Annotated in this window: 10 protein-coding genes and 1 tRNA gene; 7 read left to right on the top strand and 4 right to left on the bottom strand. The window is 33.0% G+C overall.

Annotated elements, in window-relative coordinates:
- Together ilvB and ilvD are read right to left on the bottom strand one after the other, a co-directional pair.
- On the bottom strand, positions 1 to 1737 hold the full coding sequence (gene ilvB / locus ACVC3Y_RS09155; protein ID WP_452226697.1) for a biosynthetic-type acetolactate synthase large subunit: 1737 nt from the start codon (positions 1735 to 1737) through the stop codon (positions 1 to 3).
- Positions 1738 to 1837: 100 nt separating this feature from the next.
- Positions 1838 to 3517, bottom strand: coding sequence for a dihydroxy-acid dehydratase (gene ilvD, locus ACVC3Y_RS09150; protein ID WP_303422255.1), 1680 nt, complete (start codon positions 3515 to 3517; stop codon positions 1838 to 1840).
- A gap of 433 nt (positions 3518 to 3950) precedes the next feature.
- On the opposite strand from ilvD, the gene metK reads away from it, so the two are divergent.
- The 5 genes from metK to ACVC3Y_RS09125 all read left to right on the top strand — a co-directional run bounded on the left by metK (position 3951) and on the right by ACVC3Y_RS09125 (position 7578).
- Positions 3951 to 5207: a methionine adenosyltransferase gene (metK, locus tag ACVC3Y_RS09145; RefSeq protein WP_452226696.1), complete on the top strand. Its 1257-nt coding sequence runs from the start codon at positions 3951 to 3953 to the stop codon at positions 5205 to 5207.
- A 127-nt stretch (positions 5208 to 5334) separates the two neighbouring features.
- On the top strand, positions 5335 to 5466 hold the full coding sequence (locus tag ACVC3Y_RS09140) for a hypothetical protein (RefSeq protein ID WP_452226695.1): 132 nt from the start codon (positions 5335 to 5337) through the stop codon (positions 5464 to 5466).
- A 20-nt stretch (positions 5467 to 5486) separates the two neighbouring features.
- Positions 5487 to 5612 carry a hypothetical protein gene (locus ACVC3Y_RS09135; RefSeq protein ID WP_452226694.1) on the top strand — a complete coding sequence of 42 codons (126 nt, stop codon included), beginning with the start codon at positions 5487 to 5489 and terminating at the stop codon, positions 5610 to 5612.
- A gap of 247 nt (positions 5613 to 5859) precedes the next feature.
- Positions 5860 to 5941 (top strand) — tRNA-Tyr (locus ACVC3Y_RS09130).
- A 239-nt stretch (positions 5942 to 6180) separates the two neighbouring features.
- Positions 6181 to 7578: a metallophosphoesterase gene (locus ACVC3Y_RS09125; protein WP_452226693.1), complete on the top strand. Its 1398-nt coding sequence runs from the start codon at positions 6181 to 6183 to the stop codon at positions 7576 to 7578.
- 155 nt (positions 7579 to 7733) lie between these two features.
- Here ACVC3Y_RS09125 and ACVC3Y_RS09120 read toward each other — a convergent pair whose 3' ends face one another.
- Entirely contained in the window at positions 7734 to 10430 is a 2697-nt protein-coding gene (locus tag ACVC3Y_RS09120) for a carboxypeptidase regulatory-like domain-containing protein (RefSeq protein WP_452226692.1), read from the bottom strand.
- Between the two features lie 43 nt (positions 10431 to 10473).
- Complete coding sequence (locus ACVC3Y_RS09115) at positions 10474 to 11367, bottom strand: GLPGLI family protein (RefSeq protein ID WP_452226691.1); 894 nt, start codon at positions 11365 to 11367, stop codon at positions 10474 to 10476.
- A 162-nt stretch (positions 11368 to 11529) separates the two neighbouring features.
- Here ACVC3Y_RS09115 and ACVC3Y_RS09110 point away from each other — a divergent pair, with 162 nt between their 5' ends.
- Both ACVC3Y_RS09110 and ACVC3Y_RS09105 read left to right on the top strand, forming a co-directional pair.
- Positions 11530 to 12309 (top strand): hypothetical protein, encoded by a 780-nt coding sequence (locus ACVC3Y_RS09110; protein ID WP_452226690.1) that lies wholly within the window; start codon positions 11530 to 11532, stop codon positions 12307 to 12309.
- Positions 12310 to 12316: 7 nt separating this feature from the next.
- A complete protein-coding gene (locus ACVC3Y_RS09105; RefSeq protein WP_303422274.1) occupies positions 12317 to 12931 on the top strand; it encodes a deoxynucleoside kinase in 615 nt (204 codons plus the stop codon).
- The last annotated feature ends 126 nt before the right edge of the window (positions 12932 to 13057 follow it).

Raw genomic sequence — 13057 nt, 5'->3', positions numbered from 1 at the left:
TTATTCTAATCTTATATCTGAAACGGAAGCACCTGTTGGTATCATAGGAAATACATTATCTTCCTTTTCTACACAAACTTCTAAAAAGTAAGCTTCTTTACTAGCCATCATTTCTGCAACTGCTTCTGCTAATTCTTCTCTTTTTGTAACTTTTCTTGCTCTAATATAGTATCCCTCTGCAATGGCTACGAAATTTGGATTTACCATTTCTGTAGAAGCATATCGCTTATCAAAAAACAACTGTTGCCATTGACGAACCATTCCTAAGAAATCATTATTTAAAACCACTACTTTTACTGCCGCTTTTTGTTGAAAAATAGTACCTAATTCTTGAATCGTCATTTGATAACCACCATCACCAGAAATAGAAACCACTTCACGTTCTGGCCTTGCCATTTTTGCTCCAATAGCAGCTGGAAGACCAAATCCCATAGTACCTAATCCTCCCGAAGTAATATTACTTTTGGTTTGATTAAACTCGGCATAACGACAAGCAATCATTTGGTGCTGACCAACATCACTAACAATTGCAGCTTCTCCTTTTGACTGGATATTTATTTGATTTAAAACTTCACCCATTGTCAATCCTTCTTTAGTAGGATGCAAATCGTTTTTAATTACTTTTTCATACTCAACAGCATATAAATCTTTAAATTTTTGATGCCATTCTGCATGTGTATTTTTATTTATTAAAGGAAGTATTGCTTCTAAACTCGCTTTAGCATCTCCTAAAACAGCAACATCTGCTTTTACATTTTTATTTATTTCGGCAGGATCAATTTCAAAATGAATCACTTTTGCTTGCTTTGCATAGGTTGCTAAATTTCCAGTAACCCGGTCATCAAAACGCATTCCTATTGCTATTAAAAGATCACATTCGTTAGTTAATACATTTGGTGCATAATTACCATGCATACCAACCATTCCAATATTTAATGGGTGAGATGTTGGTATTGCTGAAGCACCTAAGATAGTCCATGCAGAAGGAATTCCTGCTTTTTCAATCACCGCTTTAAAAGCTTCTTCTGCTTCACTTAAAATAACACCTTGTCCCCATACTACTAGTGGTTTTTTAGCTGCATTAATTAGTTTTGCAGCTGCTTCTAGAGAAGATTTTTCTGTTTTAGGAATAGGATTATAACTCCTTACCCCTTTACATTTTTTATATGCAAAATCAAATTCTTCAAATTGTGCATCTTTGGTAATATCCACTAAAACAGGTCCTGGACGACCACTTTTAGCAATATAAAATGCTTTTGCTAAAACTTCTGGAATATCGGAAGCTTTAGTTATTTGGCAGTTCCATTTAGTAACAGGTGTTGAAATACCAACAATATCTGTTTCTTGAAATGCATCACTACCTAGTAAATGCGAAGCTACCTGACCTGTAATACAAACCAATGGCGTACTATCTATTTGCGCATCGGCAATTCCTGTAATTAAATTGGTTGCTCCTGGTCCTGAAGTTGCAATTGCAACCCCGACCTCTCCAGAAATTCTTGCATACCCTTGCGCTGCATGTGCTGCACATTGTTCATGACGTGCTAAAACGTGATGAATTTTGTCTTGGTATTTATATAATTCGTCGTAAACAGGCATTATAGCTCCTCCTGGATAGCCATACAATACTTTTACACCTTCTTCTAAAAGACATCTTACAACTGCTTCGCTTCCAGAGACACGAACTGCAGTAGTTGTGCTTTCTTTTTTATTTTGAATGGTTTGAGTTTCTTTCATCTCATTTATTTTATTTGATATCCTTCGCAAAGCTTAGGATGAGATTTTTGTTCCATTTTTAATTGCATCAATACAATTACAATCTGCCTTGGCAGAGGTTTTACGCATCAGTAACACATCCTTTTGAAGCAGATGCCACTGTTTTTGCGTATTTATATAAAATTCCTTTTTTATGTTTTAATGGTGGAGCAATCCATGTAGCTTTTCTTTCTGCTAATTCTTCATCAGAAATTAAAACGTTTATAGAATTGTCTTCTGCACTAATTTTTATTTTATCTCCGGTTTTTAAAATAGCTATAGTTCCTCCAGACTGAGCTTCTGGTGTAATATGACCTACAACAAAACCATGTGTACCTCCAGAAAAACGTCCATCGGTAATTAATGCTACAGATTTACCTAAACCTGCTCCCATTATTAAGGATGTTGGTTTTAACATTTCTGGCATTCCTGGACCTCCTTTTGGACCAACATACCTAATGACGACTACATCTCCTTTCTCAACTTCTCCATTAGAAATTCCTGTATTTGCTTCTTGTTCACCATTATAAACCACGGCTTTTCCTTCAAACAGCAAACCTTCATTTCCTGAAATTTTTGCTACTGCCCCTTCTGTTGCAAGGTTTCCATAAATAATTTGAATATTCCCAGAAGACTTTAATGCTTTATCTTTAGGATAAATAACATCTTGTTCTTCAAACTCCATTGCTTCAACGCCTGCTAAATTTTCTGCTAATGTTTTTCCGGTAACGGTTAAACAATCCCCATGCAAATAGCCATTATCTAATAGGTATTTCATAATTGCTGGTGTACCACCAACGCTATGCACATCTTCCATTAAATATTTTCCTGACGGTTTTAAATCAGCAATTAAAGGCGTTCTATCACTTACGCGTTGAAAATCTTCTAAAGTAAACTCAATATCTGCTGCATGTGCGATTGCTAAAAAGTGAAGTACAGCATTGGTAGAACCACCTAAAGCATTTACTAAAGCAATTGCATTTTCTAAAGATTTTTTAGAAATAATATCTAAAGGCTTTAAATCCAGTTCTAATAAATTTTTAATTGCTAAAGCTGTTCTTTCTGATTCTGATAATTTATTCGGATTCTCTGCTGGAATGGAAGAATTATAAGGCAAAGCAAAACCCATACATTCGATAGCAGAAGCCATTGTATTTGCAGTATACATACCACCACAGGCTCCAGCACCAGGAATAGCTCTTTTAATAATTTCTCTATATTCTTCTTCGTCAATTTCTCCTGCTACTTTTTGCCCCAAAGCCTCAAAAGCCGAAACAACGTTAAGCTTTCTTCCTTTATAATTCCCAGAAGCAATAGTCCCTCCATACATCATAATAGAAGGACGATTTAGGCGTAACATTGCGATTACTGCCCCAGGCATATTTTTATCACATCCAACCACAGAAATTAATGCATCGTAACTTTGCGCATTCATAACGGTTTCTATCGAATCTGCAATAATATCCCTAGAAGCTAAGGAATAATTCATTCCTGAAGTCCCCATAGAAATACCATCTGAAACACCAATAGTATTAAACCCTAAACCTACTAAACCTGCAATTTTACATTCAATTTTAACTTCTCCAGCCAATCCATTTAAATGCATATTACATGGATTACCATCGTAACCAGTACTTGCAATACCAACCTGAGCTTTCTGCATGTCTTCATCTGTCAAGCCTACTGCATAAAGCATAGCTTGAGATGCTGGTTGCGATTCATCTTGTGTTAATCTTTTACTGTGTTTGTTTAATTCGCTCATATTTTTTTTATACAAATTATATTTGCGAGAACTAAATTAGTGGTTTACTGTTTTCTATATCTAATTATTCGTTTTACCTAGCTAAATCCAATAGTAATATTAAAATATTAAACTATTGACTTACAAGTTGTTACAGGTAAATATGTATGATGTTCAATTCTTTATTTTTTTTATTAAGCACCTTATTGTTTATTAATTTTAATCTAGTTCGTTGTTTTATATGGTTAAAGGAACTTAACTTTTACTTAAAAAACTTAAAATAGGTATGTGTTCCGTTTTATTTTTCTACTTTTGTCTCATTAAATATTAAGAGGAAAAATTTGTCTGATTGCAACCTCATAAAAAAAATGCTAAAGCAGTAAGTTATTCACTTCTCTAGCGACCAAGCAATCCAACAAATTTATAATTAAACTATAATTTAAAATTAGGATTTATGCCATATTTATTTACTTCTGAAAGCGTATCAGAAGGACATCCAGATAAAGTAGCAGACCAAATAAGTGATGCTTTAATTGATCATTTTTTAGCTTTTGATTCAGAGTCTAAAGTTGCATGCGAAACATTAGTCACCACTGGTCAAGTTGTACTTGCTGGAGAAGTAAAATCGAACACCTATTTAGACGTACAAAAAATTGCACGTGATACCATAAACAAAATTGGTTATACGAAAAGCGACTATATGTTTGACGGGAACTCTTGTGGTGTTTTTTCTGCTATACACGAACAGTCTGATGACATTAACCGTGGTGTAGACAGAGCTAGCAAAGAAGAACAGGGAGCAGGAGACCAAGGAATGATGTTTGGTTATGCAACAAACGAAACCGAAAACTATATGCCTTTAGCATTAGATCTTTCACATAAGATTATGTTTGAACTTGCTGAATTAAGAAGAGAAAACAAAGAAATCACCTATTTACGTCCAGATTCTAAAAGTCAGGTAACTATCGAATATAGTGATGATAATGTACCACAGCGAATCGAAGCTATTGTTGTATCTACACAACATGATGATTTTGATGCAAATGACGATGTGATGCTAACAAAAATTAGAAAAGATATTGTAGCAATATTAATTCCTAGAGTGATTGCCAAATTACCAGAAAACATACAAGCTCTTTTTAATGATGATATTAAATATCACATTAACCCAACAGGTAAATTTGTTATTGGTGGACCTCATGGTGACACAGGACTTACAGGAAGAAAAATTATTGTAGATACATATGGTGGTAAAGGCGCCCATGGTGGAGGAGCTTTTTCTGGCAAAGACCCAAGCAAGGTAGACCGAAGTGCTGCTTATGCAACAAGGCATATTGCAAAAAATTTAGTTGCAGCAGGAATTTGTGACGAAATTCTAGTACAGGTAAGTTATGCTATTGGTGTTGTAGAACCAATGGGGATTTTTGTAGACACTTATGGTACTTGCCCTTTTAATATGACAGATGGAGAAATCGCTAATAAGATTTCTGAAATTTTTGATATGCGTCCTTCTGCTATTGAAACGCGTTTAAAATTAAGAAACCCTATGTATGGTGAAACTGCTGCATATGGACATATGGGAAGAGTAAATGAAACAGTAAGAAAAACATTCTCACAACCAAACGGAGATGATCTAACTATGGATGTCGAATTATTTACATGGGAAAAATTAGATTATGTAGAGCAAGTAAAAACTGCCTTTGGGTTGTAAAAATCTCGATTATATCATTTCAAAAAGCCTCTAATTTTATTAGCGGCTTTTTTTTATCTAACAATCACGCATTTACACGCTTAAGCACTTGATTAATAAATGATAAACATAGCTATTATTTATTTAAATGCTACGCAAACAATTAGCGGCTCTGCATTTTGGATCGCAAGCGAACTATTTAGATGTTCCAGAATCGTTAACCAAGTACATGGACTGGTCACTTCCGTCATTTAATGCTGGTTACCATGCATGCCTATAAATTACATTATGATTTGAGAGATGTACAACGAAAAAATTAGAAAACCTTCGCAATTGATTCTTGGTAAAAACAGTGATATATTTATTGTTGGCGAAACCTATTCTAAGGATCAAGTTTGGATAGAAGTTGCTTTTTGTACTACATAATCTGTACTAAACGACTTTTTGGTATCGATCCAATTATAGACACCGAACACTATCCTTTTATTTGGAAAGAAAAATATGTTAAAAAACAAATAAATTAAAACAGCTCACCAAGCTATAAAACTTTAGATAACAAACAGATACCTCGAAGAAATGTAGTTCGCTAAATTTAAAAGCTAAATTTTTATAAAAAAGACCTAATTATATAGTTGAAAAAATATAAAACTTAAATATATTTGGCGTCACGTTTGGGGAGATACTCAAGCGGCCAACGAGGACAGACTGTAACTCTGTTGTTTTTAACTTCGCAGGTTCGAATCCTGCTCTCCCCACTTTAACTTGAAAAGTTTGCATATTTTATGCAAACTTTTTTTTTGAGATAAAACCAAAATTTATTTAAGATTTGGTTTAGAGGAAAACCAGAAAGACCATATGTAAGCAATGCTCTTTTTATATTCACGAAATAGCTTAAAGAACATCCAATCTAACTCTTTGAAAATCACGTAATAACACCTGAAAATATCTAACTCATTTATAATAAATTCGTTAGTACAACTAACATCTAAATATTATGAAACGAATAAACACCATATTTGGGGTGGCCACATCTGTAATTTTAGCAGTACCTATTGGATATTATGCTTTTAATAACGAATCTATTATAGCACCACAGGAAGAAAAAAACATTGTTATTCTAGACTCTACAAGTATTTCAAAAAAATCTAATACATTCTTAGTAATATCCGACACACATTTACATAGCGAATGGACACAAGCTGAGGTGGTACAAAATGGCAACGAGGCAGATACAGGTAATGATTTATGGGATATTTCTTTAACAAAATTTACAAATATAATTTCTGGAGCATCTAAACAACCAAAACCGGATTATGTTATTCTATTAGGTGATTTACCATGGCATGCCTATCCAACTGACAAAACATCTTTATCCTCTGCTAGAAAAAACACAGGCAAAGTATTAAGTCATCTTCGCAATGCAGCACAAATAGCCAATGTTCCATTAATATATGCTCCAGGAAATAATGATTCTTGGAGTGGAGACTATAGAGCTTTTACTGCTCCAAATGGAGATACTCCTTTTGCTTTAGATAGTCTTGGTGTAAAAAACTGGCCAGTTATTAATAGTGGCACTTGCTGCTTAGGGAAAGCAAAGGCATGTGTAGCAGATAATACTAGAGGAGATTTAGGTTGTTACGCGGTATATCCTTTAGGAAAAGACGGAGGTATACGCTTAATTATTTTAAATAGTGTAATGTTTAAATACGCTCATCATAATTCGAACCATTTACATTATTATGGAAAGCCTGGAGAACAGGCAAAAGATATTAAAAATCAAATGGATTGGTTTACAAAACAATTTACGGAAGGAAGTACGGAAGATGCTATTATGATTGGCATGCATATTCCTCCGGGAATTGATGGTCATGGAGGTTCTGAAATTTGGGATACAGACATTACCTATAATGGCAAAAACATAAAAGATGCATTCCTAGATATTGTTGCAGAAAACAAAGACAGAATTGTAGGTGCATTGACAAGCCATACACATTTAGATGGATTGCGTAAAATGATGTACAAAGACAAAAACGATAGTTTACAGTTTAGTGATTTAATAGTTTCTATTCCTGCAATTACACCTAGAAATGGTAACAACCCTTCTTTTAAACAATTTAATTATGATGCTGTTAATCATGAATGGATGAACTTTAAAACTATTAACCACGACTATTGGCCATCTAAAACCGTTGGATCTGCATGGAAAGAAGGCAAGTTGGTGTCTTTTAATAATACATTTAAAGGAGATACTTTATCAACTATGACAAAGCGCATAGATACTTTAAGTTTTGCAAGGCTATTAAATAATGTAACTAGCATTTATAAAGCTGGTGGAAATGCAGCAAACCCTAATGAGGTTATTAAAACACTTATTGTAGCTCCAAGTAATTGATTAAAGCACAAAAAAAGCCTTCTTTGTTTTAAGAAGGCTTTTTTTGCGTTAGGGATGGAAGTGGCATCCTTTTGTTTTTACAAAAGATATAACGTACAGCCCGACGCTACGTAGCTTTTTTTTTAGCGAAGTAGGGTAACGCCCAAATTATTATTCTATAAATTATACTTCACACTAAATACTACATATCTTGGTTGTATAAAATACTCTCTATTGCTCACCGAAATGTTTCCGGTGTTACTTTGACTTAAACTTTGTGTGTCTAACAAGTTGGTTGCTCCAACTTTATATTCCCACTGGCTATCGGTTTTTTGATACGTTAAAGAAGCATCTAAAAAGCCGTATTTGTTAAGAGAATCTTCGGTGTTTCTAAAATCATAATAACTGTATTCGGTAACAAAACTAAAGTCTTTTAAAATTACAGCATCGAAGTTTATAAATGGTCTGTGTGTATAAAACTTGGTATTGTTATTTCCTTGATCATTATCATTTATAGTTAAATCGTACCCTAGTTCTACATTTGGTGCATTCTTAAAAAAGGTACTAATTCGGGTACCATAGGTTTGTGTAAAACTTTTATTTTTACTTAGATTCCCACCTATAAACTGATTAAAAGTTGCCCAACTCCAAGATCCAGAAAGATTTGCTTTAATTTTTCCGAAACGGCGTTCAAAACGTCCACGAGCAGAAAAAGTTTCGTCTGCAAAATTAGAATTAAAAGGTGTTGATGTTGTAATTACACTTTCGAAATCTGTATTATTACGAATACCATCTATATTTTTAGAATAGTTTAAAAAACCAAATACATTGGTGTAATTAAACATATTGAAACTAAAATACGAAAGATTTAAATTATGTGATAAGGAGTTTTCTAATTCGCGGTTTCCTGAAAAAATAGAACTATAATTATTTAAAAATAAGCCTTCTGCTAACTGCGTTACATCTGTAAAATTGGTTTGCATAGAGTAACGTAAGTTTAGGTTTTCGCTCTTTTTCATTTGAAACCTAATGGTAGCATCTGGTAAAATTCTAGCAAAACTATTACTGTTAGTAGAACCAAATTGTGTGTCTTTAGTATTATATGCATGTGCTGAAAAACCTGGAGTTAACGTAAATTTCCCCGCTTTTAAATTATAATGGACACCTACATAAGCATCACTAAAGGTATAATCTACATCGTTGGTATTAGAACCATCCACTGGTGTAGGAGTAAATATGGAACCATTATCCAGTACTTGAAAAATATCGGAGTTGAATTTTTGGTTACTATACACCAAACCAATGGTATAATTTAAATTACTTTTTTGGTTAAGTACATTCCAATAATTTAACTTACCATCAAACTTATTAGACTTTACTCTTTTCTCTTGTGAAGTGTTATAAGCAGATTGCGCATCGTCTAACCCTAAACCTTCTGCGGTGCTTGCATAGGTGTCTTTTTGCTCAATAAATGCATTATAAAAAGGATCTTCATCTTGCAATAAGTGTTGTGCTTCTAGCGAAAAAATATTGTTTTCGTTTAAAGTATAATAGTAGTTTAAATTCTGGTTAATACTATAAGGTGTTTGTTCTTCTATTTGATCTACTTGCCCTAAAACCGAAGAATTAAAAAAACGATTTTGTGTTTGTTTAGAATATCTTCCAAAAACATCATAATCCAATTGATTATTCGCATTTGCTTTATAAACGGCACTTAGTTTTAGTAGCCCTAAATTGCTTTCTTGTTGCGTATAGTTGGTAGTAGACTCATCTGGAATATTAAGTTCGTCATCGGTGTAAGACACCTCGTTATTTTCGCGAATAGCAGTTTTTGTTCCAGAATATATTCCAAATCCGCTAATGGTAAGTTTATCATTTGGGGAGTTACTAAAATTAGCTGCAGCAAATTTAGTATCTATACTTTCTGCTTTATTATTAGTGGTATTTAAAAAGCTCAAACTATTATCTCCTAAACTAATATTGGTTCCACTACTTTGACTCAGGTTTCTAAATCCACCTGTAAAATTAAAATAGTCTCTACGAGTAAATGCAACTTCTCCTGTATTATTTAAATCTCCAATAAAATTGATACTTGTTTTTGGGCTATAGAAAAACAATTTTGGCTGTACTTTATACAAACCATCGTCGGAAGCGATTCCTGTTCCCGCTGTAACATCACCAAACCAAAACTTATCTTTCCCTTCTTTTAATTTTAAATTAATAGCGATATTATCTTGATTATTAGTCACACTACTTAATTGCCCAACTTCACTAAAATTTTTAAGCACTTCTACTTTATCGATAGCATTGGAAGGAATATTTTTTGCCGCTAATTTCGTATCACCATCAAAGAAATCTTTACCATCTACCATTATCTTGCTTACCGTTTTTCCTTCTACCTCAATTTCTCCATCATCTGTAATCTCTACTCCAGGGAGTTTTTTCAAAACATCTTCTAGTTTTTTTTCGGTTCCTGTTTTAAAAGAATCTGCATTATAAACAATAGTATCTCCTTTTACAGTTACAGGCATTTCGTAAACCAACTCTACTTCGTCTAAAGTAGTATCGTCTAAAAGGGTATAGTTTTTAGTAAGATCTTCTTCTTTGGTTTCGAAAAGATCTTCTGTTGTTTTCATTCCAATATAGCTCACCTGTATCTGATAGCTAGAATTTTTCTCTAAAGAAAGTTTATACCTTCCAGCATCATTAGTAATTCCGTAAGAGTCTAGGGCTTTTGTTTCTTGATTTACAGCAACCACATTAGCAAGTTCTAAAGGGTTACCAATACTATCTTTTACAATACCTTCTACTCTAACTTGAGCAAAAGTGGTACTAGCTACTAAGCAAATTAGTAGGGTTAATAGGTTTTTCATTTTAAATTTTTCTGGTTTGGTTTAAATAGAATTGTTTTATGTATTAACGACCTCTTCCTCCTGGGCGTCCACCACGGCCTCCTCGACCTCCATACATTTCACGCATTTCTTCCATCTTTTTCACCACAATATCAGCATACTCTTCTTTTGTTACCTCTTTTCCTTTTGAAGGCACTTTGATGTTTTCTTTTTCGCTTGGATTTAATATTATTTTAGAACAAAGAATAGTGGTTCTATCTGCATTTATTTCTAAAATTAAACCAGGAAGCCCCCAATATTCTCCAGGACCTTGGTTTACTGGGATTTGCATGGTATACCAAGCAGTTACTTCAATTTCTTTTGGTACTTCTATTTCATCAACTGGGTTATTTACTTTTGTAGAATCTGATTTTTTTTCTGCATTATCATTTCCTCTCCCCCTTCTTCTAAAACTTGAAAAATCCGTTTTATCTACTGCTTTCATTGCTGTAGCTTTCATAGCCATATATTGACCAATCTGTTTGGTTTCTCCAGTCATTTTCCATTTTAGTTTTGGTAACGAATCATTAATTAAAAATTGCTTTCCAAAAAATTCTTGTTCTTGTAATAACTGATTGTTTTTTATATTTTTATATTGTTCTCCTGCAGTAAAATTAGCAGCAAAACCACCAAAACCCCTACCTTGAGAACCACCAGGAGCGGCTAATTGCTCTTCTTCTTTATAAACCGACTCTGTTTTATTGAAAGTTAATGTGTAACTTTTTTCTAAGAAACTTTTCATACGTTCCATAATCTGTTTTTTCCTATCTGCAGGCATATCTGGAGGACCAAAATTATCCATATCGACAGTTGTTTTAGATTCGTAATAGGCTTTACCTTGAAAGTCCTGTTGTGCATATGTGAAAACACAAGAAAAAAGCGTAAAGCAAATAACAGATAGCGTTTTATTTATTTTCATCTAAATTTAGTTTGTAGTTTTATTATTAAAAACATTTTTAGTAACTCTTATAAGACACTTAAAACACAAAAACGTTTAAGCTTGAAATGTTAAATTACTCTTAAAATGAAAATATTTTTTTTAATTAGAAATTGGTTCAATTTTTGTACTTTTCGTTTTCCTATGAAAAACACCTATATTCTATTTTGTATCCTTCTAACGATTTCCGCTTTTGGGCAAGAAACAATAGATACCTCACTTCTAAAAAAAATAGATCTCACAGATAGAACAATTATTGATATAGATAATTTTGATACCCAATACTACCTAAACAACCATATATTTTACAAAAAAGACGCAGATAAAACGATCAACTACAGCAATGTACAATTAGGCGAAATAACTTCGGCAAACGCTTTTAATCCTTTAAAAATAAATGTTTTTTATAAAGATTTTAATACTGCAATTATTTTAGATAATCGTTTAGCAGAGATTTTTAGAATAGACTTTAATACCACAAAACCCTATAAAAGCGTATCACAAATTACCACAGGAAACGATAATACGCTTTGGATTTTTAATCAAGACACACAACAACTAGAAGTCTACGATTATAAAACGAATAAAACAAAAGCAACTACACTACCTATTCAGTCGAGTGTTTTAGATTTAAAAAGTAATTTTAATTTTTGCTGGCTACTTACAGAAAAGTACCTCTACAAGTATAATTATTTTGGCAGTTTAACCCAAAAAATTAAAAATGAAGGCTTTACTAATATTGAAGAAGACAACGGAAATCTTATTTTAAAAAAGGAAAATACACTCTACTTTTTAAAGAAAAATACCGAGGATCTAATAAAAGTAAAAACTCCAAATTTGTTAATAAATCAGTTTTTACTAACCAATGAAACCTTGTATATTTACCACGAGAAAATCCTTTCTAAATTTCAATTAAAAAATTAAATAAGATATGCACGTTGCCATAGCAGGAAATATTGGTGCTGGAAAAACCACACTAACAAAATTACTAGCCAAACATTATAAATGGGAAGCGCAACTAGAAGATGTAGTAGACAACCCTTATTTAGACGACTTTTACAACCAGATGGAACGTTGGAGTTTTAACTTACAAGTATACTTTTTAAATAGTAGATTTCGTCAAGTTTCAGATATACGCCAAAGTGGTAAAGACATTATTCAAGATAGAACCATTTACGAAGATGCTCATATTTTTGCACCTAACCTGCACGCAATGGGTTTAATGACGAATCGAGATTTTGAAAACTACAAATCGCTTTTCGATCTTATGGAAAGTTTTGTAGAAGGTCCAGATCTACTAATTTACTTACGCAGCTCTATATCTAATTTAGTATCCCAAATACACAAACGAGGTCGCGATTACGAAAATTCGATAAGTATAGATTATTTAAGTAGACTAAATGAGCGTTATGAAGCTTGGATAACGGGCTACAACAAAGGAAATCTTTTAATCATTGACGTAGACAATCTTGATTTTGTAGACAGACCTGAAGATTTAGGTTATATATTAAATAAAATTGATGCCGAAATAAACGGCTTATTTTAAAATATTTTTGGGCGTTCCTTTTTTTAATCCTACTAGGTTTTAGAACTCTAGCAGGATTAAAAAAAGTCAGGCTTTCACTACTCGCTCTCTGCGAGGAGCTCAAACAAACCGTTCTATCCTTAACGC

This window comes from Lacinutrix cladophorae, assembly GCF_053604645.1.
Note: the sequence above shows the minus strand (reverse complement) of the source record. Positions and strands in the feature narration are given on the sequence as shown.

Coding starts and splice junctions, on each gene's coding strand:
- ACVC3Y_RS09140 (WP_452226695.1), top strand. CDS start 5,335: ATGCTACGCAAACAATTAGCGGCTCTGCATTTTGGATCGCAAGCGAAC.
- ACVC3Y_RS09105 (WP_303422274.1), top strand. CDS start 12,317: ATGCACGTTGCCATAGCAGGAAATATTGGTGCTGGAAAAACCACACTA.
- ACVC3Y_RS09120 (WP_452226692.1), bottom strand. CDS start 10,430: ATGAAAAACCTATTAACCCTACTAATTTGCTTAGTAGCTAGTACCACT.
- metK (WP_452226696.1), top strand. CDS start 3,951: ATGCCATATTTATTTACTTCTGAAAGCGTATCAGAAGGACATCCAGAT.
- ilvD (WP_303422255.1), bottom strand. CDS start 3,517: ATGAGCGAATTAAACAAACACAGTAAAAGATTAACACAAGATGAATCG.
- ACVC3Y_RS09115 (WP_452226691.1), bottom strand. CDS start 11,367: ATGAAAATAAATAAAACGCTATCTGTTATTTGCTTTACGCTTTTTTCT.
- ACVC3Y_RS09125 (WP_452226693.1), top strand. CDS start 6,181: ATGAAACGAATAAACACCATATTTGGGGTGGCCACATCTGTAATTTTA.
- ilvB (WP_452226697.1), bottom strand. CDS start 1,737: ATGAAAGAAACTCAAACCATTCAAAATAAAAAAGAAAGCACAACTACT.
- ACVC3Y_RS09110 (WP_452226690.1), top strand. CDS start 11,530: ATGAAAAACACCTATATTCTATTTTGTATCCTTCTAACGATTTCCGCT.
- ACVC3Y_RS09135 (WP_452226694.1), top strand. CDS start 5,487: ATGTACAACGAAAAAATTAGAAAACCTTCGCAATTGATTCTTGGTAAA.